Genomic DNA, 19,456 nt, shown 5'->3' with positions numbered 1-19,456 from the left:
CAACATCCATCACCGGCCACCCCACCGGCGACCGCACACCAACTCAAAAACGCCGGGAAAACACCCCGGCCCGGTACTTCCCCCATCAGGGGATGGTGCCGCAGGCACTGAAGCCGTCACTCCTCGAAAAGGCAAAGATACGTCCGCCGATTGTACCGTGATCGGTTGCGCGGCAACGGGAACAACGCCGTCACGATCGACCGAGCAGCGCGAGCAGCCTGGTCTGCTCGTCGGCGCCCGCGGGCACTTCGCGCGGTGCTGCGAAGATCCCCAGGCCCTGCCAGGCGGGCACCTGCGGGGCCAGCACGGTGTGCAGCGCGGCCACCAGATCGGGGTCCAGCCGCTCGTCGGCGCCGATGCCGCGGGCCAGGTCCCAGGCGTGCACCGCGAGGTCGGCGGTCATCTGCCAGCCGTAGTCCTCGGCGGGGATGACTCCGCCGGTGACGTGCACTTCGCCGCTGGTCGCGCCCGGCGCGTCCCACGCCCGCCGCGCCGCGGCGGCGGCCTCGCCCCAGGCGCCGACCGGGTCGCTGCCCAGCACGTCGCCGTCGAAGCGGTCGCCCACCTCGTCGAGGGTGGCCCCGTCCAGCAGCCACGGCGCCCACAGCTGCTCGCCGACCAGGTGGTTGAGCAGGTCTCGGACGTTCCACTCGGTGCACGGCGTAGGGTTGTCCCACTGCGTCGCCTCGATGCGCTGCACGCGAGCGTCGAATTCCGCCATCGCTGTGCGGTGAGCCGCCAACAACTGCACGATTCCTCCTGGGGTTCTGGTGTGAATCCGGTCACGCGGTGGCCGCCGGTTTTCGGCGGATCTGCAGCTGGCGCGCTCCCAGTGTGACTGGAACGTCGCGCTGCGTCGTGCGCGGGCGAGGCGGGTTTACGCCCCGGTGGTCTGGGCCACTTCGGGGAGTCGTAACCTGCCGGGCAGTTTCTTACGCGCGAGTAACCAATCGCGCGGCACAACCGGAGGCGGTCATCGCCGCCTGGCCAACGAGAGGACGTGATCGTGAGTTCACCCACGGTTGCGGACGCACCGCAGAAGGGGTTCTTCGGACACCCCCGCGGCCTGTCGACGCTGTTCTTCACCGAGATGTGGGAGCGCTTCTCCTACTACGGCATGCGGGCGATCCTGGCGTACTACCTGTACGCCGCGGTCGCCGACGGCGGCCTGGGTATCCCGGAATCCACCGCGCTGTCGGTGGTCGGCATCTACGGTGCCTCGGTGTACATGACCGGAGTGGTCGGCGGCTGGCTGGCCGACCGGGTCATGGGCGCGCAGTCGGCGGTGTTCTACGGCGGCGTGATCATCATGCTCGGCCACATCTGCCTGGCGATCCCCGGCGGGGTGGCCACCGTGGTGCTCGGCCTGGTGCTGCTGGTCATCGGCACCGGTCTGCTCAAGCCGAACGTGTCCGGCCTGGTCGGCGGCCTCTACAGCGACGACGACGTCCGGCGCGACGCGGGCTTCTCGATCTACTACATGGGCATCAACCTGGGCGGCTTCCTCGCGCCGCTGGTCGCCGGGACGCTCGGTGAGCGGGTCGGCTGGCACTGGGGCTTCGGCGCCGCCGCCGTGGGCATGGCGATCGGCCTGATCCAGTACTCGCTCGGCCGCAAGAACCTCGGCTCGGCCGGGGCCAAGCCGGTGAACCCGCTCCCCGCGGAGCACAAGGGCCGCGTCCTGGGCCGGGCGATCGGCATCGCCGTGGCGTTCGTCGTGGTGCTCGGCGGCCTGTCGGTGTCCGGGGTGCTGGGCCTGGACGGCCTGGTCAACGTGGTCAGCATCATCTCGGCCGTGCTGCCGATCGTGTACTTCGCGGTGATGCTGTCCAGCAAGCAGATCACCAAGGTCGAGCGGGAACGGCTGATCGCCTACATCCCGCTGTTCCTGGCCACCGCGCTGTTCTTCCTGCTGTTCGAGCAGCAGCCGAACACCCTGGCCAACCTGGCCGAGGCGGACACCGACCTGCACGTGTTCGGGTTCGAGATCCCGGCTTCGTGGTTCCAGTCGATCAACTCGCTGGCGATCATCATCCTCGCGCCGGTCCTGGCCGCGCTGTGGATGAAGCTGGGCGACCGGCAGCCCACCACCCCGCAGAAGTTCGTCGGCGGTGTGTTCTTCGTCGGTGTCGCGTTCCTGTGGGTCGTGCTGTCGAAGGTCGTCGTCGGCGACGACGGCAAGCACCTGCCGCTGATGCTGGCGCTGGTGTTCGTGATCATGACCGTCGGTGAGCTGCTGCTCTCCCCGGTGGGCCTGTCGGCCAGCACCAAGCTGGCGCCGAAGGTCTTCGCCTCCCAGACCATGGGCCTGTACTTCCTGGCCCCGGCGATGGGCCAGGGCCTGGGCGCCCAGGTGGTGAAGCTCTACTCGGTGGACAACCAGCAGATCTACTTCGGCATCGTCGGCCTGGCCACCATCGGCTGCGCCGCGCTGCTGCTGGTGTTCTCCAAGAGCATCAAGCGCTACATGCACGGCGTGCTCTGACCGCTCGCGCGGCGGCCGGGTCCGGTTCCGGGCCCGGCCGCCGTCGTGCTCAGCGCAGGTCGAGCGTCTTCGGCGCGGCCTGCGACGGGGCCGCCGGGTCCGGCTCCGGGTGCCCGGGGACCGCCACGTCCTCGGGCGGCAGCACCCCGTTGACCAGGTAGTCGGTGCCGATGCGGTCGATCTCGGCGTTGCCGGCCACGGCCCACACCCCGTGCTTGCCCGCGTCCCGCTCGGTGACCAGCACCGACGACGGCAGCGAGCGGTGCATCTCCTCGGCACCCCGGTACGGGGTGGCCACGTCGTGCTCGGAGTTGACCAGCAGCACCGGCGGCAGACCTTCGCCGGTGATCTTCAGCGGCTCCTGCGCGGGCGCGTGCCAGAACCGGCAGGGTGCCACGGTCCAGCTGTTGTACCAGGCGGCCAGCGGGTAGTCCGCGGCCAGCCGTTCGGAGTCGCGCTCCCACTCCGCGCGCCGGGTCGGCCACGGCGCGTCCACGCACTCGACCGCGTTGTAGATGGCGTTGCCGTTCTCCGCGACCTCGTCCTTGGGCTCGACCTGGCCGACGAGCTTCCGGTCGTCGTTGCGGAGGCGGAAGTCGGCCAGCCCCTCGGCCAGCTCCTGCCAGGTGCTCTCGCCGTAGAGCGCGTTGAAGGTGATGTCGATGAACTCCGCGGGCCCCAGGTTCCCGCGGGGCGCCTTGCGCAGCTCGGCCTGCACGCCGTCCCACGCCGCCTGCACCTGGGCGCGCTCGGTGCCGAGGTGGAAGACCTGGTCGTGGCGGGCGATCCAGTCGAAGTACATGCCTAGCCGCTCCTGGGCGGCGATGTCCTGGTTGAGGTTGTTGCGGTACCAGATCTCCGAGGTGTCCGGGTTGACCACGCTGTCCAGGAGCATCCGGTCCACCCGCTCCGGGAAGAGCTGCCCGTACACCGCGCCCAGGTAGGTGCCGTAGGAGTAGCCGAGGTAGCTGATCTTCTCCTCGCCGAGCGCCTCCCGGACCCGGTCCATGTCCCGGGCGTTGTTCGGCGTGGTCAGGTGCGGCAGGTACTTCCCGGCGCGCTGCTGGCAGCCGTCGGCGTACTGCTGGGCGCGCTGCCAGTTCTGCTCGCGGGTCTGCGGCGAGTCCGGGTCGGGCAGCGGCGTCTTCCAGTAGGTCGCCGGGTCCACGCAGGTGATCGGCGTGCTGTGCGCGGTGTTGCGGGTGTCGAAGCCGATCAGGTCGTAGCTGTCGAGCACCGCCGCGGGCAGCTTCGGGGCCAGCGCTCCGGCGAAGCCGACGCCCGGCCCGCCGGGCCCACCGGGGTTGATCAGCAGCGATCCCCGGCGGGCCTCGGGCTTGCGCGCGGGCTGCTTGGAGACCAGCAGCGTCAGCCGCTCGCCGCCGGGGTCGCGGTAGTCCAGCGGGACCTGCAGCTCGGCGCACTGCAGCTGCGGGTAGGGCTTGCTGACGTCCTCCGGGCACGGCCCGAACTGCAGACCGGGCGCGGCCTGCGCGGTCATCCCGGCGACCGCGGTGCTGGCGAGCACTGCGGCGCCGGCCAGACCGAGTGCGAACGAGCGCTTCAACGAGTTCTCCTCACCGAGCGGAATCGGACAGATCCGGAGAGTATTCGATCAGCGCTCGCCCACCCGGACGCCTCGCCGTGCGATCAGCTGCGCTGTTCCGGAGCGGTGCCCAGCTCGCGGGCCAGGTCCTCGACGATCTGGGTGGTGCGGTCCAGCCAGCGGATCGTGCGGTGCAGCGAGGTCGGGCCGTCGGTCAGCGACTCGGCGATGTCGTGCAGCGAGTCGGCCGTGCGGTGCGCGGAGTCCATCGCCGCGTCGAAGCCCACCTGCGCCTCGCCGGTCATCGACTCCACCGCGTCGGCCAGCGCCCACAGCAGTTCGGCGAGGCGGTCGCGGGTGTCCTCGTCGACCATGTCCGCCGCGGCCGACAGCGCCACCGCCAGGTTGCGCACGTAGTAGGCGCAGCCGCTGAGCACCGTCACCGACCGCTGCACCTGGCTGCGGCGCGACCGCAGCCGGTAGGAGGTCAGCGGCCGGGCGCTGCGGACTACCTGCTGCAGGCCGTCGTCGAGCTCGCGGATCGACTCCTGCAGGCCGGTGACCTCGCCGCGCTCGCTGAGCTCGGTCCCGGTGCCGCGCAGGAAGTCCCGCAGCGCCAGCAGGAAGCTCTCGGTGTTGGTGCGCACCAGCGACCGGGTGCGGGTGGGCAGCACGAACACCGCGGCCAGCACCCCGGCGGTCGCCCCGACCGCGGTCTCCCACAGCCGGGTCTCCAGCACGCTGGCGTCGAAGGTGCCGAGCATGCCGTAGAGGGCGCCCAGCAGGGTGGTGATGAAGAACGTCATCACCGCGTAGGAGAACCCGGCGAAGTAGAAGCCGAGGAACACGCAGACCAGGATCATGGCGATCTCGGCGGCCAGGTTCCCGGAGATCTGCGCGGCGACCAGGATGCCCGCCAGCACGCCGAGCACCGTGCCCGCGGTCCGCTGCCACGCCCGCACCAGCAGCTCGCCGCGGCTGTTGGTGCTGATGAACACCACGAACGCGGTGATCACCGCCCAGTACCACCGGTTCGGCGAGACCAGCTGGCCGAGCATGATCGCCAGCGCGGTCGCGCAGGTCACCTGGACGGCCATCCGCAGTTCCGGGCGCTGCAGCCCGGTCTCGCCCGGTTCGGCGGTGCCGGGCTCCTCGGCGGGTGCCGGTTCGGCCTCCTCGGCGCGCTGGTCGTCGAGCTCGCCGGTGGCGGTGGCCAGCTCGGCCAGGCAGGTGCCCAGCCGCCGCACCGCCATCGCGACCGCCACCGAACCCTCCTGCTCGATCCGCTCGGCGACCAGCCGGGTGGCCTCCCGCAGCTCCCGCGGGTCGGCGCGCAGCACCGCCAGCAGCGCGCCGACCGCGTGCGGCACGGTGTCCCCGCCGCTGGGGTGGTCGACCAGCCGCAGCAGCGGGGTGAGCAGGTTCTCGGCGGCCAGCTCGACGTCGAGGATGCGCTGGCGCAGGCGGTCGCGGCCGGTCTCGTCGAGCGAGTCGAGCTGGCCGACGGCGCCCTCCAGCATCAGCGCGGTCTCGTTGAGCCGGACCGACCGGTTGTTCAGCTCGCGCCGCCGGGCCACCGAACCGGGGTGCTCGGCGACGTCCCGCACCGCGTGCAGCAGGCCGTGCACCTGCGCCCGCAGCGTCCGGTGGCCGCGTTCGAGCACCCCCTCGGGATCGTCGCGCAGCACCAGGAACCGCAGCGCGAACGCGGCCAGCGCCCCGGCGACCGCCGCGGTGAACAGCGCGGGCAGCTGGGCCAGCTGCGGTCGCAGGAACATCGCGAAGAAGTAGCCCATGAACGCGACCATGCCCAGCGGGAAGTAGCGCGGGCCGAAGCGCCGGACGTAGACCGCGGTGAAGATCACCACCAGGAACACCAGGGTGTGCACCAGCGGCCAGGCCGCGGTCAGCATCGCCAGCAGGAGCGCGGCGGTCACCGGCAGCGGCATCAGCAGGGTGGTGATCTGCTGCTGGCGCCGCTCCGGGTCGTTGACCCCGAGCGAGGAGTTGATCGCCACCACCGCGCCGATCATCGCCAGCGGCAGCGGCTGCCCCCACCAGGCCAGCACCGGGAGCACGGCGGCGATGGTGAGCGCGACCGCGAGCACCACCCGCGTCGCGGTGCGCAGGCGGCGCATGGCCGGGTCCGAGGCGAGGAAGCGATTCCACCACTCGCTCCACATTGCGCCGCGGGCTCCTTCGCGCTCAGCTGATCGGGCTTGCGAGATTACGCCGGATCGGCGCTCAGCGGGTGCGGTGGCGGCGGACGCTTTCCTCGACGAGGTCCAGAACGGGGCTCAGGTGCTGGGCCGGGAGGCCCATGGCCAGGTGGGAGAGCAGGCCCTCCAGGACCAGTTCGAGGTAGGCCGTCAGGACGTCGATGTCGACGTCGTCGCGGAGGTTGCCCGCGTCCTTCTGCCACTGCAGACGGGCCCGGGTGGCGGCGGTCAGCTGCTCGGAGCGCTGCGCCCAGCGCTCCCGGAACTCCTGGTCGGTGCGCAGGCGGCGGGACACCTCCAGGCGGGTGCCCAGCCAGTCCGCGCCCAGGGCGGGCGAGGCGCTGGAGGCGTCGAGCAGGTTGCGCATCACCTGCACCAGGCCCTGCTCGGCGACCACGTCGGCCATCCGGGTCGCGTCGTCCTCGGCGAGGGCGAGGAACAGCGACTCCTTGTCCTTGAAGTGGTGGAAGATCGCGCCGCGGGAGAGCTGGGTGGCTTCCTCCAAGCGGCGCACCGTGGCACCTTCGTAGCCGTAGCGCGCGAAGCACGACCGGGAGCCGTCGAGGATCTGACGGCGCCGGGCGTCGAGGTGGTCCTGGCTGACCCGAGGCATATGCTGATCGTCCCAGGCCACCCCCGCGATTTGCAATCCGTACGTACGTTTTGCTGCGCACGTCCCACCTGCCGGGCGAGCGTCCGATCAGGTGGTCGACCGCGGGAATCCCCGAACACCGTTAGCAGTTGGCGGGATCGAGAACAAGGGTCGCGACCATCGGGGGTGCGCGGTAGCGTCGGTAACCGGCCAATCACGGGCGGTGATCATGTCTCCGGTGTCGACCGATCCTGCAGCCGCTGATTTCCCGACCTCCCGGGTTCGGACCCGAGCGGAGGCCGAGGCCTACGTGGCGTCGGTGTGCTTCAAGCACGGCCCCCCGCGGCTGATGGGCATCGAACTCGAATGGACCGTGCACCACGAGGAAGACCCCACCCGGCCGCTCGACACCGCGACGCTCATCTCCGCGCTCGGCGCGCACGCGCCCCGCTCCCTGGTCCCGGACAGCCCGCACCGCCCGCTGCCGAACGGCTCGGTGCTCACCGTCGAACCCGGCGGCCAGGTCGAGGTCTCCAGCCGCCCCACCACGTCCATGCGCTCGCTGTTCAACGTCGTCGCCGCCGACGCCGCGCACGTGGCGCGCCGGTTGGGCCGCGCCGGGCTGGTGCTCGGCGAGCAGGGCACCGACCCGTGGCGGTACCCCCGCCGGATCCTGCGGGTGCCGCGCTACGCGGCGATGGAGACCGCCTTCGACCGCATCGGCCTGGACGGCCGGTTGATGATGTGCAGCACCGCCGGGGTGCAGGTGTGCCTGGACGCGGGTGAACCGGACCGGGTGGCCGCCCGCTGGGGCGCGCTGCACGCGCTCGGGCCGGTGATGATGGCGACCTTCGCCAACTCGCCGCAGCTGTTCGGCGAGCGCACCGGCTGGGTGTCGACCCGCACCCGCGCGCTGCTGCGCACCGACCCGCCGCGCACCCGACCGGCCACGATCACCGCCGACCCGGCGGGCAGCTGGGCCAAGCGCGTGCTGGACACCTCCGTGGTCTGCCTGCGGCGCGACGGCGACGACTGGACCGCGCCCAGCGGGATCAGCTTCGCGGAGTGGATCCGCGGCGCCCTGCCGGGCCCGCCCACCCGCGACGACCTCGACTACCACCTGACCACGGTGTTCCCGCCCGTCCGGCCGCGCGGCTACCTGGAGGTCCGCTACCTGGACGCGCAGCCCGGCGACGGCTGGATGCTCCCGGCCGCCGCCCTGATCGCCCTCTTCCGCGAGGAGACCGCTGTGGACGAGGTACTGGCGCTGACGTCCCCGGCGGTGGGCCGCTGGGTGCACGCGGCGCGGCACGGCCTGCGCGACCGGACCCTGGCGCACGTCGCCGAAGAGGTCTTCGGGCTGGCCTGCCGACTGCTCGACGGACCGGACGTCCCGCCGGGGATGTCCGGTCGGCTGGCCGATTTCGTGGCGCGGCGCATCGCCGCGGCCGGTGATCGCTGATCTTCTCCCGGAGGTACCGGTGAACCTGGCAGAGCTGAGCGACGACGACCTGCGCGCGCACGTGGCCGCCGAGCTGGCGCGCACCCGGCAGCGCAGCGCCGAGCTGACCGATTCGGTCGACGACGAGGACCTGGTCCGGCAGCACTCGCCGCTGATGTCCCCGCTGGTGTGGGACCTGGCGCACGTGGGCAGCCAGGAGGAGCTGTGGCTGGTGCGCGACGTCGGCGGCCGGGAGGCGATCCGCCCGGACATCGACGACCTCTACGACGCCTTCCAGCACGCGCGCGCCGACCGCCCGCAGCTGCCGCTGCTGGGCCCGGCCGAGGCCCGCGACTACGTCGGCACGGTGCGCGAGAAGGTCTTCGACCTGCTGGAGCGCACCCCGCTGGAGGGGCGGCGGCTGGTCGACCGGGCCTTCGCCTTCGGCATGATCGTGCAGCACGAGCAGCAGCACGACGAGACGATGCTGGCCACCCACCAGCTGCGCAGCGGACCGCCCGCGCTGTCCGCCGAACCGCCACCGTCCGATGTGGACGTCCTGCCGCCCGAGGTGTTCGTGCCCGGCGGGACCTTCACCATGGGCACCTCCACCGAGCCCTGGGCGCTGGACAACGAACGGCCCGCGCACGAGGTGCACGTGGACGACTTCTACCTGGACACCACGCCGGTCACCAACGGCCAGTACCTGGCATTCATGGACGCCGGGGGCTACGACGACCCGCGCTGGTGGAGCGAAGCGGGCTGGGCGCACCGCCAGCGCGCCGACCTGCGGGCGCCCCGGTTCTGGCAGCGCGACGGGGACCGGTGGTCGCGTCGCCGCTTCGGCCACCTCGAACCGGTGCCGGAGGCCGAACCGGTGGTGCACGTCAGCTTCCACGAGGCCGAGGCCTACGCCGCCTGGGCGGGCAAGCGGCTGCCCACCGAGCAGGAGTGGGAGAAGGCCGCGCGCTTCGACCCCGCCAGCGGCCGGTCACGCCGGTACCCGTGGGGCGACGACGACCCGCGCCCCGAGCACGCCAACCTCGGCCAGCGGCACCTGCGACCGGCACCCGCCGGGGCCTACCGGGCCGGGGCCGCGCCCTGCGGCGCGCGCCAGCTCATCGGTGACGTGTGGGAGTGGACGGCCACCGACTTCCTGCCCTACCCGGGGTTCGCGGCGTTCCCGTACCGCGAGTACTCGGAGGTGTTCTTCGGGCCCGAGTACAAGGTGCTGCGCGGCGGCTCGTTCGGCACCGACCGGGCCGCCTGCCGGGGCACCTTCCGCAACTGGGACTACCCGATCCGCAGGCAGATCTTCGCCGGGTTCCGCTGCGCCCGCACCCCGCGCGCGGAGGAGCGCCGCTGACCATGTGCCGCCACGTGGGATACCTGGGCCCCGCGGTCGCGCTGTCCGACCTGCTGCTGGAGCCCGAGCACTCGCTGCTGGAGCAGACCTGGGCGCCCGCCGACATGCGCGGCGGCGGCACCATCAACGCCGACGGCTTCGGCGTCGGCTGGTACCGCGCGGACGGGTCCACCGCCCGCTACCGGGCGGCCGTTCCGATGTGGACCGACCAGTCCTTCCTGGAGACCGCCCGCGAGGTGCGCAGCGGCGCGGTGGTCGCCGCGGTGCGCTCGGCCACCGTCGGGATGCCGGTGGTGCCCGGTGCCTGCGCGCCGTTCACCGATGGCGCCCGGCTGTTCAGCCACAACGGACGGATCACCGGCTGGCCGGACTCGGTGGCCAAGCTGGCCGCCAAGCTCGATGTGGTCGACCTGCTGACGCTGGAGGCCGCCACCGATTCGGCGCTGCTGTGGTCGGTTCTGCGGCAGCGGGTGCTCGACGGGGCCGATCCGGAGGCCGCGGTGCCGGAGCTGGTCGGCGAGGTGGTCGCCGCGGCACCGGATTCGCGGATGAACCTGCTGTTCAGCGACGGTGCCCGGCTGGTGGCCACCACGTGGACGCATTCGCTGTGGGTGCGCCGGGAGCCCGCCGCGGTGACCGTCGCGTCCGAACCGTTCGGCCCGCGGGCGGGGTGGCGCGAAGTTCCGGACCGGAGCTTGGTCGTCGCCGACGTCCGCGATATTGAGGTGCGGCCGCTGGCCGGGATGGGGGAGTGATGAGCGAACCGGAGCTGATCGTGCGGTTCACCGCCGAGGACGCGGCGCGCGAGCTGCGCGCCGACGTGCGCGCGGGGCTGACCGAGGATCCGAAGTGGTTGTCGCCCAAGTGGTTCTACGACGCCGAGGGCAGCGAGCTGTTCGAGCGGATCACCGAACTTCCGGAGTACTACCAGACCCGCGCCGAGCAGCAGATCCTGCAGCGCACCGCGATGGACATCGCCGAGCTCACCGGGGCGGGCACGCTGGTGGAGCTCGGCTCCGGATCGTCGGAGAAGACCCGGCTGCTGCTCGACGCCCTGCGCAAGCACGGGACGTTGCGGCGGTTCGTGCCGCTGGACGTCTCCGGGTCCGCGCTGCGCGCCGCGGTGGACGCCATCGCGCTGGACTACCCGGAGCTGCAGGTGCGCGGGGTGGTCGACGACTTCACCAGCGGGCTCGCCGCGCTCGACGCCGGTACCGACCGGCTGGTGGCGTTCCTCGGGGGCACGATCGGCAACCTGCTCCCGGCGGAACGCGCCGACTTCTTCGCCTCGATCCGCGCCGCGCTGCAGCCGGGGGAGTGGCTGCTGCTGGGCACCGATCTGGTGAAGGACCCGGACCGGCTGGTCCGCGCCTACGACGACGCCAGCGGGGTGACCGCGGAGTTCAACCGCAACGTGCTGCGGGTGCTCAACCGCGAACTGCGCGCCGACTTCGCGCCCGAGCAGTTCCGGCACGTCGCGCTGTGGAACGCCGAGCAGGAGTGGATCGAGATGCGGCTGCGGGCCGAGCGGCCGATGCGGGTGGAGCTGGCCGACCTGGCGCTGACCGCGGAGTTCGCCGAGGGCGAGGAGATCCGCACCGAGATCTCGGCGAAGTTCCGCCGGGAACGGGTCCGCGACGAGCTCGCCACCGCCGGGTTCGAGCTGCGGCACTGGTGGCTCGACGACGCGGGCGACTTCGCCCTGTCGCTGGCGGTGGCGCGCTGAGCCGGTCCAACTGATCGGTGAACTTTCCCGAGCGGATCACCTCACGGGCGGGTGATCGGAATGGCGGTGATCGCGAGGCGGCGCAGGATTGCCCCTGCAATTCCCGCAATCCGCTAGGAAAGGACGATCCGATGCGTCTTCGTGCGACTGCCGCCGCCGCTCTCGGCGCTGCTGGGATGCTGCTGTCCCTGCCGGGTTCCGCGCTCGCCGCGGAGGGCGAGTTCTACTTCAAGGCCCAGTACCAGGGCCGGGAGTACGTGAGCGCCATCAGCGACCCGGCTGGCCGCATCTGCCACCGGCTGGCGGTGCCGGAGAACAGTCCGGCGTACCAGGTGCGCAACGAGACCAACGCGACGGCCGTCGTCTTCCTGGACTCCAGCTGCGCCACGGACACCTTCTTCACGCTGCAACCGGGCCAGACCGCGCCGCGCGGCGTGCTGGTCCGCTCGGTGCTCTTCTCCGACTGACGTTCTTCGCCGAAGGGCGCCTCCGGCCGCGTTGCTCCGCGGTCCGAGGCGCCCTTCACCGCGAGATCGACCGGGTGGCGCTGGCCAGGCAGCGGACGCAGGGCATCCCGGCCGGTTTCTCGGAGACCTCCGCCTGGTGCGCCGGGATCTCCTCCCCGCAGAAGGTCAGCCACGCGGCCGGGATCCCGGTCCCCGGCGCGGTCGCCAGGTGCGCCTCGCGGCGGGTCTCGCCGACGATCCCGAAGGCGAACCGGACGGCCACGGTGCGGTTCACGGCGCGTTCTCCGGCATTCGGCCCGCGGCGCGCAGGCATTCCGGGCACGTCGGCCACAGCCAGTTCAGCGCGGACGGCTCGGCGGCGGTGACGTGCTGCTCGCACAACGTCGTGAGCCGCTCGCCCGCGCGGTGCGGCCCGGGGGGCAGCGTCCCCGCGATCGCGTGGCAGCGCTGCGCGGCCGGTTGCCAGTGGTGCTCTGGTTGGAACATTCTCCCCACCTCCGCCGATGGGACTGCCCCGTGCGGGGCCGGTGACGAGCAACCAACCGACCTTGACCCGTTCGGCCCAACGATGCCGGGCTGAACGCGCCCGTGGCTCACCCGAAAAGATCAATCGCGGAGTTCGCGTGCACGCTGCGTGATCGCGGTGCGGATGAAGCCGACCGCGCGCCTCGGCCACTGGGGGGAGGTGCCTCGGCGCGCGGCCAGCCGGGCCAGGCTACACCCGGGTGCGCGCGGGCTACCCGCTCGTCGGTGTCAGCGGTCCGGGTTAGGTTCTCGGCATGACACCGCAGGAGCTCAAGGCCGCTTGTCTGGCCATGACCGGGGCGCGCGAGGAGTTCCCGTTCGACGAGTCCAACAGCGTGTTCAAGGTGGCCGGGAAGATCTTCGCGATCAGCCGGTTGGACGCCGAGCCGCTGCGGGTGTCGCTGAAGTGCGAGCCGGAGCTGGCCGTGCAGCTGCGCCTGAACCACCCGGCGATCATCCCCGGCTACCACCTGAACAAGCGGCACTGGAACACTGTCGTGCTCGACGGGTCGGTGCCCGACCAGCTGGTCCTGGACATGATCGAGGACTCCTACGACCTGGTGGTCGCCGGTCTGCCCAAGCGCGAACGGGAGAAGCTGCACTGGCGCTCCCTCGGCGAGCGCGGCTGAGCAAACCGGCGATCCACTGCGGACGGTCAGTGCGCGACGGCGCGCTCGGCGCCCGCGCCGGTGAGGGAGCGGACCTCCATCTCGGCGTACTTGTCCGCGTCGTGCTCGCGGGAGAGCACCGTGCCCAGCCAGCCGAAGAAGAACGACAGCGGGATGGACACCAGGCCGGGGTTCTGCAGCGGGAACCAGGCGAAGTCCGCGTTCGGCAGCATCGACTCCGACCCGCCGGACACCGCCGGGGAGAACACGATCAGCACGACCGTGGTGGTCAGCCCGCCGTAGATGCTCCACAGCGCACCCGAGGTGTTGAACCGCTTCCAGAACAGCGAGTACAGGATCGTCGGCAGGTTCGCCGAGGCGGCCACCGCGAACGCCAGCGCCACCAGGAACGCGACGTTCTGGTTGCGCGCCAGGATGCCGCCGACGATGGCCACCAGGCCGATCACCACCGCGGTGATCCGGGCGACCCGGACCTCGGCCCGCTTGTCCTCGACCTCGCCCTTCTTGATCACGTTCGCGTAGATGTCGTGCGCGAAGGACGCCGAGGCGGTGATGGTCAACCCGGCGACGACGGCCAGGATGGTGGCGAAGGCGACCGCGGCGATGAACCCGAGCAGCACCGGTCCGCCCAGCGCCTGCGCGAGCAGCGGCGCGGCCGAGTTCGACGCGCCCGGTGCGCTCTTGATCGCCTCCGGGCCGACGATGGCGCCCGCGCCGTACCCGAGCACCAGCGAGAACAGGTAGAACAGGCCGATCAACCAGATCGCCCAGACCACCGAGCGGCGCGCCTCCTTGGCGGTCGGCACCGTGTAGAACCGCATCAGCACGTGCGGCAGGCCCGCGGTGCCCAGCACCAGGGCCAGGCCCAGCGACAGGAAGTCGAGCTTGCTCGTCTCGCTCTTGCCGTACTTCGCGCCCGGGTTGAGCAGGTTCTCCCCGGCCTCCCCGGCCCGGTCCACCGCGGACTGCAGCAGGCCGGACAGGTCGAAGCCGAACTTGCCGAACGTCCACAGCGTCATGACCGCCGCACCGCTGATCAGCAGCACCGCCTTGATGATCTGCACCCAGGTGGTGCCCTTCATGCCGCCGACCAGCACGTAGACGATCATGATCACGCCGACCACCGCGATCACCGCGGCCTGGCCGGTCCCGCTGGTCACGCCCAGCAGCAGCGACACCAGCACGCCCGCCCCGGCCATCTGCGCGAGCAGGTAGAAGAAGCTCACCGCGAGCGTGGAGGTCGCCGCCGCGGCCCGCACCGGGCGCTGGCGCATCCGGAACGCCAGCACGTCGCCCATCGTGTACTTGCCGGTGTTGCGCAGCAGCTCGGCCACCAGCAGCAGGGCCACCAGCCAAGCCACCAGGAAGCCGATCGAGTAGAGGAACCCGTCGTAGCCGTAGAGCGCGATCGCGCCGACGATGCCGAGGAACGACGCCGCCGACAGGTAGTCACCGGCGATCGCGATGCCGTTCTGCGGGCCGGAGAACGCGCGCCCGGCCGCGTAGAAGTCGGCCGCGCTGCGGCTGCTGCGGCTGGCCCGCAGCACCACGACGAGGGTGACCACGACGAACGCCGCGAAGATGCCGATGTTGAGCAGCGGGTTGCTCCCGTGCAGCCCCTGCGCCAGGTGGTTCATCGCAGCTCCTCCTCGACCCGGTCGCGGATCCGGGCGGCCACCGGGTCCAGCCGCCGGTTGGCGAAGCGCACGTACAGCGCGGTGATCGCGAAGGTGGAGACGAACTGCAGCAGACCCAGCACCAGGCCCACGTTGACGTTGCCGACCAGCTTGATCGACATGAAGCCGTGGGCGTAGTCCGCCAGCAGCACGTAGAGCAGGTACCAGACCAGGAACAGCGCGGCCATCGGGAACACGAACGCCCGCAGGCGCCGGCGCAGCTCGACGAAGTCCGCGCTGGTGTGGGCCTCGCGCCACACCTCCGGCGATGGTGTTCGGGTCTTCGGGTCGGTCGAACTCACGGGTGCCTCCCTATCGGGTGAGGCAGGCCACGTTAGGGACGTCACACCCCGCGCGGGATCCCCGGCGGACCGATGGACGACGGGTGCGACGAACGGTCCACGAGCGGTCCGCGAACCGGGTCGAGCGGTCTCACCTGCGGGCGGGTTCGTCCAGGTGCAGGCGGAGCACGGCGGTCCGCGCCCACGGCGGCGGCGCGCCGCGCAGCGAGACGAGCACCATCGCGGCGAAGGCCAGCGGCACCGCCCAGGGCGCCGGTTGGGCGACCAGGATCGCCGGCCAGCCGGTCAGCGCCGGTCCGAACAGGGTGGTGGCGATGGCCCCGGCGGACGCGGTCAGCCCCACCAGCACCCCGGCCAGCGCCCCGGCCCGGGTCAGCCGGGGCCACCAGACGCCCAGCACCAGCAGCGGGCAGAAGGTCGCGGCCGCGACGCTGAACCCCCAGGTCACCAGGACCCCGGCGGGCAGGTGGGTGGCGGGCAGGGCGAGCAGGACCACGACGGCGGCGGCCAGCACCACGGTCCAGCGCAGCTGGCCGAGACCGCCCGGGGTGAGATCGTGCGAGATCGCCCCGGACACCACCAGCAGCAGGCCCAGCGACGTGGCCAGGAACGCCGCGAAGGCGCCGCCGGTCAGCAGTGCGGTGAACAGCGCTCCGGCCCAGCCGGTGTCCACCTGCGAGGGCAGCGCGACCACCACCGCGTCGGTGACCCCGGAGAGGTAGAGGTGCGGCACCAGGACCCGGCCCAGCGCCCCGTAGATCCCCGGGAACAGGTAGAAGACGCCCAGCAGCAGCACGGTGATCGCCGCCGTCCGGCGGGCCGCGCGGCCGTCCGGGCTGGTGTGGAAGCGCACCAGCACGTGCGGCAGGCCCATGGTGCCGAACACCGTGGCCACCAGCACCGCCCAGGTGCCCAGCAGCGGGTGGCCCGCGTTCTCCAGGTCGAGCAGCGGCCGCCGCCAGTCCGGTCCGCCGGGCGGGTCGGCGCCGCCGAGCTCGGGCACCGCCGACCCGGCCGGGAACACCAGCGTCCGCCCGGCCTCGACCTCGTGCCGCCCCGGAGGCAGCGGGACCGGTCGGCCTTCCGGATCGCGCGCGGTGGTCGGTTCGCGGACGTCGAGCTCGGCGTCCACCCGGAACACCACCGGGGTGTCCACGCCGAAGCGGGTGAACTCCACCGGGTGCAGCGCGTCGTGCCGCGCGGTCGCGCCCACCTGCAGCACCAGCCACACCGCCGGGACCGCGAACAGCACCAGCTTCAGGCAGAACTGGAACGCCTGGACGTAGGTGGCCGCCCGCATCCCGCCGAGCGCGAGCGTCGCGCTGACCGCAGCACCCGCGAGCACCACGCCGACCCAGTACGGCGTGCCGCTGACCACGCTGAGCACCAGGCCCGCCGTGCGGAACTGCGGCACCAGGTAGAGCAGGGCGATGATCAGCACCACGACCGCCGCCATCCGCCGCAGCGCGGGGGAGGCGAACCGGGCCTCGGCGAAGTCGGGCACCGTCAGCGCGCCGGAGCGGCGCATCGGCGCGGCCACCAGCACGAGCATCGCCACGTACCCCGCGGCGAACCCGACCGGGTACCACAGCGCGCCGACCCCGTCGGCGACCATCAGCCCGGCCACCCCGAGGAAGGACGCCGCCGAGAGGTACTCGCCGGAGACCGCGGCGGCGTTGAGCAGCGGCGAGACCTGCCGCGAGGCGACCAGGAAGTCCGAGGTGGTGCGCATCGCCGCCACGCCGCGCAACCCGATCAGCAGGGTCAGCAGCACGATCAGCGCCACCGCCACCAGGGCGACCATCAGCCCTCCGAGACGTCGTGCAGCTCAGCGCGCTCGGCCCGGCGCAGCTGCCACCAGGCCAGCGCCGCCATCGCCGGGAACGGCGCCACCGCCAGCAGCAACCAGGAGACCGGGACGTCCAGCAGCCGGATCTCGTCGAGCGCCGGGAAGACCGCGAACACCACCGGCAGGCCGAACAGCAGGAGGAACAGCAACAGCAGCGTCACCAGGCCGCGTCGGCGCTGCACCTGGTGGAGCTGCGCGGCCCGGGCGGCTTCGGCGGGGTCGAGCCGGGGCGCTCGCCAGCGCCGCCGCAGCGTGCGCCGCGCGTGCGCCACCCGCGTCTGCGGGCTGGTCACCGCGACCCGCTTGGGCCCGCTCATCACGATCTCCGCGCCGGTCTGGCCAGCTCCGCGCGCCGGGCGTTGTCCAGCAGCCGCTCCCGCAGGTCGCGGGCGTGCCGTCGGCTGACCGGGACGTCACCGGCCTCGGTGTGCGCGATCAGCGCCCCGGTGGAGTCGCTGCGCAGCTCCCGCACCGAGCTCAGCGAGACCAGGAAGCTGCGGTGCACCCGGGCGAACCCGGCGCCCTCCCAGTGCTCCTGCAGCCGGGAGATGGGGATGCGCACCACGTGCACGCCGCTGCGGGTGTGCAGCCGGACGTAGTCGCCGTGGGCCTCCACGAACTGCACCTCGCTGCGCCGCACGTAACGGGTGCGACCGGCGGTCTCCACCGGCAGCGCGACCATCGACTCCGGTGGTGGCGGCGCCGGTTCGGCGACCTCCTCGGCCGCGGTGGCGATCATCCGCACCACCCGCTCCAGCGCGGCCGACAGCCGCTCCGCGCGCACCGGTTTGAGCAGGTAGTCCACCGCGCCGATGTCGTAGGCGCGCAGCGCGTGCTGCTCGTGGGCGGTGACGAACACGATCACCGGCGGCTCGGCGAGCTTGGCCAGCAGCGAGGCGAGCTCCAGCCCGTCCAGGCCGGGCATCGAGATGTCCAGGAACACCACGTCGAACTGGTCGCTCTGCAGCGTCTTCAGCGCGGTCAGCGCGTCCCCGGCGGCGGTCACCTCGGCGACCTCGGGCGCTGCCCGCAGCAGTCGGCACAGCTCCTGGAGAGCGGGCGGCACGTCGTCCACGGCCAGCACGCGCAGTCCTGCGGTCATCACGGCACCACCCCCGGCTGGAATCGCGGTACCCGGACCACGACCCGGGTGCCCGCTCCTGCTGCGGTCTCCACGACCAGCCCGTACCACGCCCCGTACACGCTGCGCAGCCGGCGGTCCACATTGGCCAGTCCGACGCTGTTGGCCGGTCCTCTCCCGGCGAGGATCGCCTCGGCCTCGGCCGGGTCCATCCCCACCCCGTCGTCCTCCACGCTGATCACCAGGTCGGTTCCCTCTGCCTCGCCGCGCACCTGCACCGTCCCGGTGGTCTCCGACCCCGGCGCGAAGCGGGGCTCGATGCCGTGCCGGACCGCGTTCTCGACCAGCGGTTGCAGCACCAGGTACGGGATGGCGACCGCCAGCACCTCCGGGGCGACGCGGATCTGCACCCGCAGCCGCTCGCCCAGGACCGCGCGCTGCAGCGCCAGGTAGGTCTCGATGGCGTGGAACTCGTCGGAGACCGTGGTGTAGTCGCGGTGCCGGGCCAGGCCGTAGCGGATGAAGTCGGCGAAGTCGAGCATCAGCTCGTGCGAGCGCTCCGGGTCGGAGCGCACCAGCGAGGCGATCACCGACATCGCGTTGTACATGAAGTGCGGCGAGATCTCCGCCCGCAGCGCGCGCAGCTCGGCCTGCGCGGCGAGCTCGGCGGAGTGCTCCAGCCGGGCGTGGTCGAGGGCGGTCTCGGTCCAGGCGACGACCTCGCGGACCGCTGACATCCGGGTCTCGCCGTCGACCACCAGGACTCCGGTGAGCTCGTCCTGCACGCGCAGCGGCACGGCGACCAGCGGCGGTCGGCCGCTGCGGGTCTCGGTGTGCAGGACGTCGGCGACGGCGCTGGCGGCGTCGGGCTCCGCGCTCGGCCGCCCGGACCACTGCACGGAGCCGGAGAGGTCGCTGAGACCGACGGCGTCGACCGCGAGCAGTCGGCGCAGGTCGCGCAGCGCACTGGGCACCTGCGGCCCGGCCGGTCCGCCGCGCAGGTTCTCGGCCAACCGGCGCGCGGTGCGCAGCACCGCTTCGGGCCCGGCGCGCCGCGGCCACCGCGCGCCGCGCGGCTCGTGGCGCGGTGGGCGGTCGGTCGGCACCGGCATGTGCACCCCTATCAGCGTCGACGGGATGCCTGGATGTTAGTTCGAACGGGGGACTCGGGGCGAGACCGTTCGTCAACCGCTCGTCGCGCGATCGGGGTGTTCGGCCGCGCCGGGGGTACCCCTGGTCGTGCTCGTGGTGCCCCGGATCACGCGCCGCCCCTACTGTGCCGGGACCGGATCGACCAGTGGCCCAGGGAGTGGACGTGAGCATCGAAGCCTCGGACCGTGCCGTTGACCAGTCGCAGGATGCCGATCGGGAGGCGTTCTGGGCCGAGCAGGCTGGTGAGCTGCATTGGGAGAGGAAGTGGGACCAGGTTTTGGACTGGTCCGGTGCGCCGTTCGCGAAGTGGTTCGTGGGCGGTCGGTTGAACGTGGCTTACAACTGCGTGGACCGGCATGTGGAGGCCGGGAACGGGGATCGGGTCGCGATTCATTGGGAG

General features: G+C 72.2%; 20 protein-coding genes. 8 read left to right on the top strand and 12 right to left on the bottom strand.

Going from position 1 to position 19,456, the window contains the following annotated elements; genetic code table 11:
* Positions 1–190 precede the first annotated feature (190 nt).
* Entirely contained in the window at positions 191–751 is a 561-nt protein-coding gene (locus tag F1721_RS33935) for a TIGR03086 family metal-binding protein (protein ID WP_150070954.1), read from the bottom strand.
* 255 nt (positions 752–1,006) lie between these two features.
* Between F1721_RS33935 and F1721_RS33930 the strand changes: the two genes are divergently transcribed.
* Positions 1,007–2,485, top strand: a complete 1,479-nt coding sequence (locus F1721_RS33930) for a peptide MFS transporter (protein WP_342782954.1) — start codon at positions 1,007–1,009, stop codon at positions 2,483–2,485.
* 49 nt (positions 2,486–2,534) lie between these two features.
* Here F1721_RS33930 and F1721_RS33925 read toward each other — a convergent pair whose 3' ends face one another.
* The 3 genes from F1721_RS33925 to F1721_RS33915 all read right to left on the bottom strand — a co-directional run bounded on the left by F1721_RS33925 (position 2,535) and on the right by F1721_RS33915 (position 6,863).
* Positions 2,535–4,052: an alpha/beta hydrolase gene (locus tag F1721_RS33925; protein WP_150070953.1), complete on the bottom strand. Its 1,518-nt coding sequence runs from the start codon at positions 4,050–4,052 to the stop codon at positions 2,535–2,537.
* Between the two features lie 83 nt (positions 4,053–4,135).
* The gene (locus tag F1721_RS33920; protein WP_150070952.1) at positions 4,136–6,214 is read right to left on the bottom strand and encodes an FUSC family protein; all 2,079 of its coding nucleotides are present in this window, start codon (positions 6,212–6,214) and stop codon (positions 4,136–4,138) included.
* A 61-nt stretch (positions 6,215–6,275) separates the two neighbouring features.
* Complete coding sequence (locus F1721_RS33915; RefSeq protein WP_150070951.1) at positions 6,276–6,863, bottom strand: TetR/AcrR family transcriptional regulator; 588 nt, start codon at positions 6,861–6,863, stop codon at positions 6,276–6,278.
* 208 nt (positions 6,864–7,071) lie between these two features.
* Here F1721_RS33915 and egtA point away from each other — a divergent pair, with 208 nt between their 5' ends.
* The 5 genes from egtA to F1721_RS33890 all read left to right on the top strand — a co-directional run bounded on the left by egtA (position 7,072) and on the right by F1721_RS33890 (position 11,842).
* Positions 7,072–8,304 (top strand): ergothioneine biosynthesis glutamate--cysteine ligase EgtA, encoded by a 1,233-nt coding sequence (gene egtA / locus F1721_RS33910; RefSeq protein ID WP_150070950.1) that lies wholly within the window; start codon positions 7,072–7,074, stop codon positions 8,302–8,304.
* 19 nt (positions 8,305–8,323) lie between these two features.
* Positions 8,324–9,649 carry an ergothioneine biosynthesis protein EgtB gene (egtB, locus tag F1721_RS33905; RefSeq protein ID WP_150070949.1) on the top strand — a complete coding sequence of 442 codons (1,326 nt, stop codon included), beginning with the start codon at positions 8,324–8,326 and terminating at the stop codon, positions 9,647–9,649.
* A 2-nt stretch (positions 9,650–9,651) separates the two neighbouring features.
* Positions 9,652–10,404, top strand: a complete 753-nt coding sequence (gene egtC / locus F1721_RS33900; protein WP_150070948.1) for an ergothioneine biosynthesis protein EgtC — start codon at positions 9,652–9,654, stop codon at positions 10,402–10,404.
* Entirely contained in the window at positions 10,404–11,375 is a 972-nt protein-coding gene (gene egtD, locus F1721_RS33895; RefSeq protein ID WP_150070947.1) for an L-histidine N(alpha)-methyltransferase, read from the top strand. Before egtC ends, egtD begins: the two co-directional genes overlap by 1 nt.
* A gap of 131 nt (positions 11,376–11,506) precedes the next feature.
* Positions 11,507–11,842, top strand: a complete 336-nt coding sequence (locus tag F1721_RS33890) for a hypothetical protein (protein ID WP_150070946.1) — start codon at positions 11,507–11,509, stop codon at positions 11,840–11,842.
* A 55-nt stretch (positions 11,843–11,897) separates the two neighbouring features.
* Here the strand turns inward: F1721_RS33890 and F1721_RS33885 are convergent, their stop codons facing one another.
* Together F1721_RS33885 and F1721_RS33880 are read right to left on the bottom strand one after the other, a co-directional pair.
* Entirely contained in the window at positions 11,898–12,116 is a 219-nt protein-coding gene (locus tag F1721_RS33885; protein ID WP_150070945.1) for a hypothetical protein, read from the bottom strand.
* Positions 12,113–12,328 (bottom strand): HC3 family zinc finger protein, encoded by a 216-nt coding sequence (locus F1721_RS33880; RefSeq protein WP_150070944.1) that lies wholly within the window; start codon positions 12,326–12,328, stop codon positions 12,113–12,115. Before F1721_RS33880 ends, F1721_RS33885 begins: the two co-directional genes overlap by 4 nt.
* Positions 12,329–12,621: 293 nt before the next feature.
* On the opposite strand from F1721_RS33880, the gene F1721_RS33875 reads away from it, so the two are divergent.
* Positions 12,622–12,996, top strand: coding sequence for an MmcQ/YjbR family DNA-binding protein (locus F1721_RS33875; RefSeq protein ID WP_150070943.1), 375 nt, complete (start codon positions 12,622–12,624; stop codon positions 12,994–12,996).
* A gap of 26 nt (positions 12,997–13,022) precedes the next feature.
* Here the strand turns inward: F1721_RS33875 and F1721_RS33870 are convergent, their stop codons facing one another.
* The 6 genes from F1721_RS33870 to F1721_RS33845 form a co-directional block, all read right to left on the bottom strand.
* On the bottom strand, positions 13,023–14,633 hold the full coding sequence (locus tag F1721_RS33870; RefSeq protein WP_150070942.1) for a solute symporter family protein: 1,611 nt from the start codon (positions 14,631–14,633) through the stop codon (positions 13,023–13,025).
* Entirely contained in the window at positions 14,630–14,974 is a 345-nt protein-coding gene (locus tag F1721_RS33865) for a DUF485 domain-containing protein (protein WP_150070941.1), read from the bottom strand. The genes F1721_RS33870 and F1721_RS33865 overlap by 4 nt, the downstream gene beginning before the upstream one ends.
* 130 nt (positions 14,975–15,104) lie before the next feature.
* Positions 15,105–16,778, bottom strand: coding sequence for a sodium/solute symporter (locus F1721_RS33860; RefSeq protein ID WP_150070940.1), 1,674 nt, complete (start codon positions 16,776–16,778; stop codon positions 15,105–15,107).
* A complete protein-coding gene (locus F1721_RS33855; protein WP_150070939.1) occupies positions 16,778–17,140 on the bottom strand; it encodes a hypothetical protein in 363 nt (120 codons plus the stop codon). The genes F1721_RS33860 and F1721_RS33855 overlap by 1 nt, the downstream gene beginning before the upstream one ends.
* Positions 17,140–17,925 carry a LytR/AlgR family response regulator transcription factor gene (locus F1721_RS33850; RefSeq protein ID WP_150070938.1) on the bottom strand — a complete coding sequence of 262 codons (786 nt, stop codon included), beginning with the start codon at positions 17,923–17,925 and terminating at the stop codon, positions 17,140–17,142. Before F1721_RS33850 ends, F1721_RS33855 begins: the two co-directional genes overlap by 1 nt.
* Entirely contained in the window at positions 17,925–19,016 is a 1,092-nt protein-coding gene (locus tag F1721_RS33845) for a sensor histidine kinase (RefSeq protein WP_150070937.1), read from the bottom strand. Before F1721_RS33845 ends, F1721_RS33850 begins: the two co-directional genes overlap by 1 nt.
* Before the next feature lie 203 nt (positions 19,017–19,219).
* Here F1721_RS33845 and F1721_RS33840 point away from each other — a divergent pair.
* On the top strand, positions 19,220–19,456 hold a 237-nt coding region (locus F1721_RS33840), incomplete at its 3' end, for an acetyl-coenzyme A synthetase N-terminal domain-containing protein (protein WP_342782953.1).

It is taken from the genome of Saccharopolyspora hirsuta (genome assembly GCF_008630535.1).
Taxonomy (GTDB): Bacteria; Actinomycetota; Actinomycetes; order Mycobacteriales; family Pseudonocardiaceae; genus Saccharopolyspora; species Saccharopolyspora hirsuta.
The sequence above is the reverse complement of the archived record's forward strand: the minus strand, read 5'-3'. Positions and strand labels throughout refer to the sequence as shown.

Bases quoted from the DNA above. Each gene is read 5' to 3' on its own strand.
- F1721_RS33920 (WP_150070952.1), bottom strand. From the start codon at position 6,214: ATGTGGAGCGAGTGGTGGAATCGCTTCCTCGCCTCGGACCCGGCCATG.
- F1721_RS33915 (WP_150070951.1), bottom strand. From the start codon at position 6,863: ATGCCTCGGGTCAGCCAGGACCACCTCGACGCCCGGCGCCGTCAGATC.
- egtA (WP_150070950.1), top strand. From the start codon at position 7,072: ATGTCTCCGGTGTCGACCGATCCTGCAGCCGCTGATTTCCCGACCTCC.
- egtC (WP_150070948.1), top strand. From the start codon at position 9,652: ATGTGCCGCCACGTGGGATACCTGGGCCCCGCGGTCGCGCTGTCCGAC.
- egtD (WP_150070947.1), top strand. From the start codon at position 10,404: ATGAGCGAACCGGAGCTGATCGTGCGGTTCACCGCCGAGGACGCGGCG.
- F1721_RS33890 (WP_150070946.1), top strand. From the start codon at position 11,507: ATGCGTCTTCGTGCGACTGCCGCCGCCGCTCTCGGCGCTGCTGGGATG.
- F1721_RS33880 (WP_150070944.1), bottom strand. From the start codon at position 12,328: ATGTTCCAACCAGAGCACCACTGGCAACCGGCCGCGCAGCGCTGCCAC.
- F1721_RS33875 (WP_150070943.1), top strand. From the start codon at position 12,622: ATGACACCGCAGGAGCTCAAGGCCGCTTGTCTGGCCATGACCGGGGCG.
- F1721_RS33870 (WP_150070942.1), bottom strand. From the start codon at position 14,633: ATGAACCACCTGGCGCAGGGGCTGCACGGGAGCAACCCGCTGCTCAAC.
- F1721_RS33860 (WP_150070940.1), bottom strand. From the start codon at position 16,778: ATGGTCGCCCTGGTGGCGGTGGCGCTGATCGTGCTGCTGACCCTGCTG.
- F1721_RS33855 (WP_150070939.1), bottom strand. From the start codon at position 17,140: ATGAGCGGGCCCAAGCGGGTCGCGGTGACCAGCCCGCAGACGCGGGTG.
- F1721_RS33850 (WP_150070938.1), bottom strand. From the start codon at position 17,925: ATGACCGCAGGACTGCGCGTGCTGGCCGTGGACGACGTGCCGCCCGCT.
- F1721_RS33845 (WP_150070937.1), bottom strand. From the start codon at position 19,016: ATGCCGGTGCCGACCGACCGCCCACCGCGCCACGAGCCGCGCGGCGCG.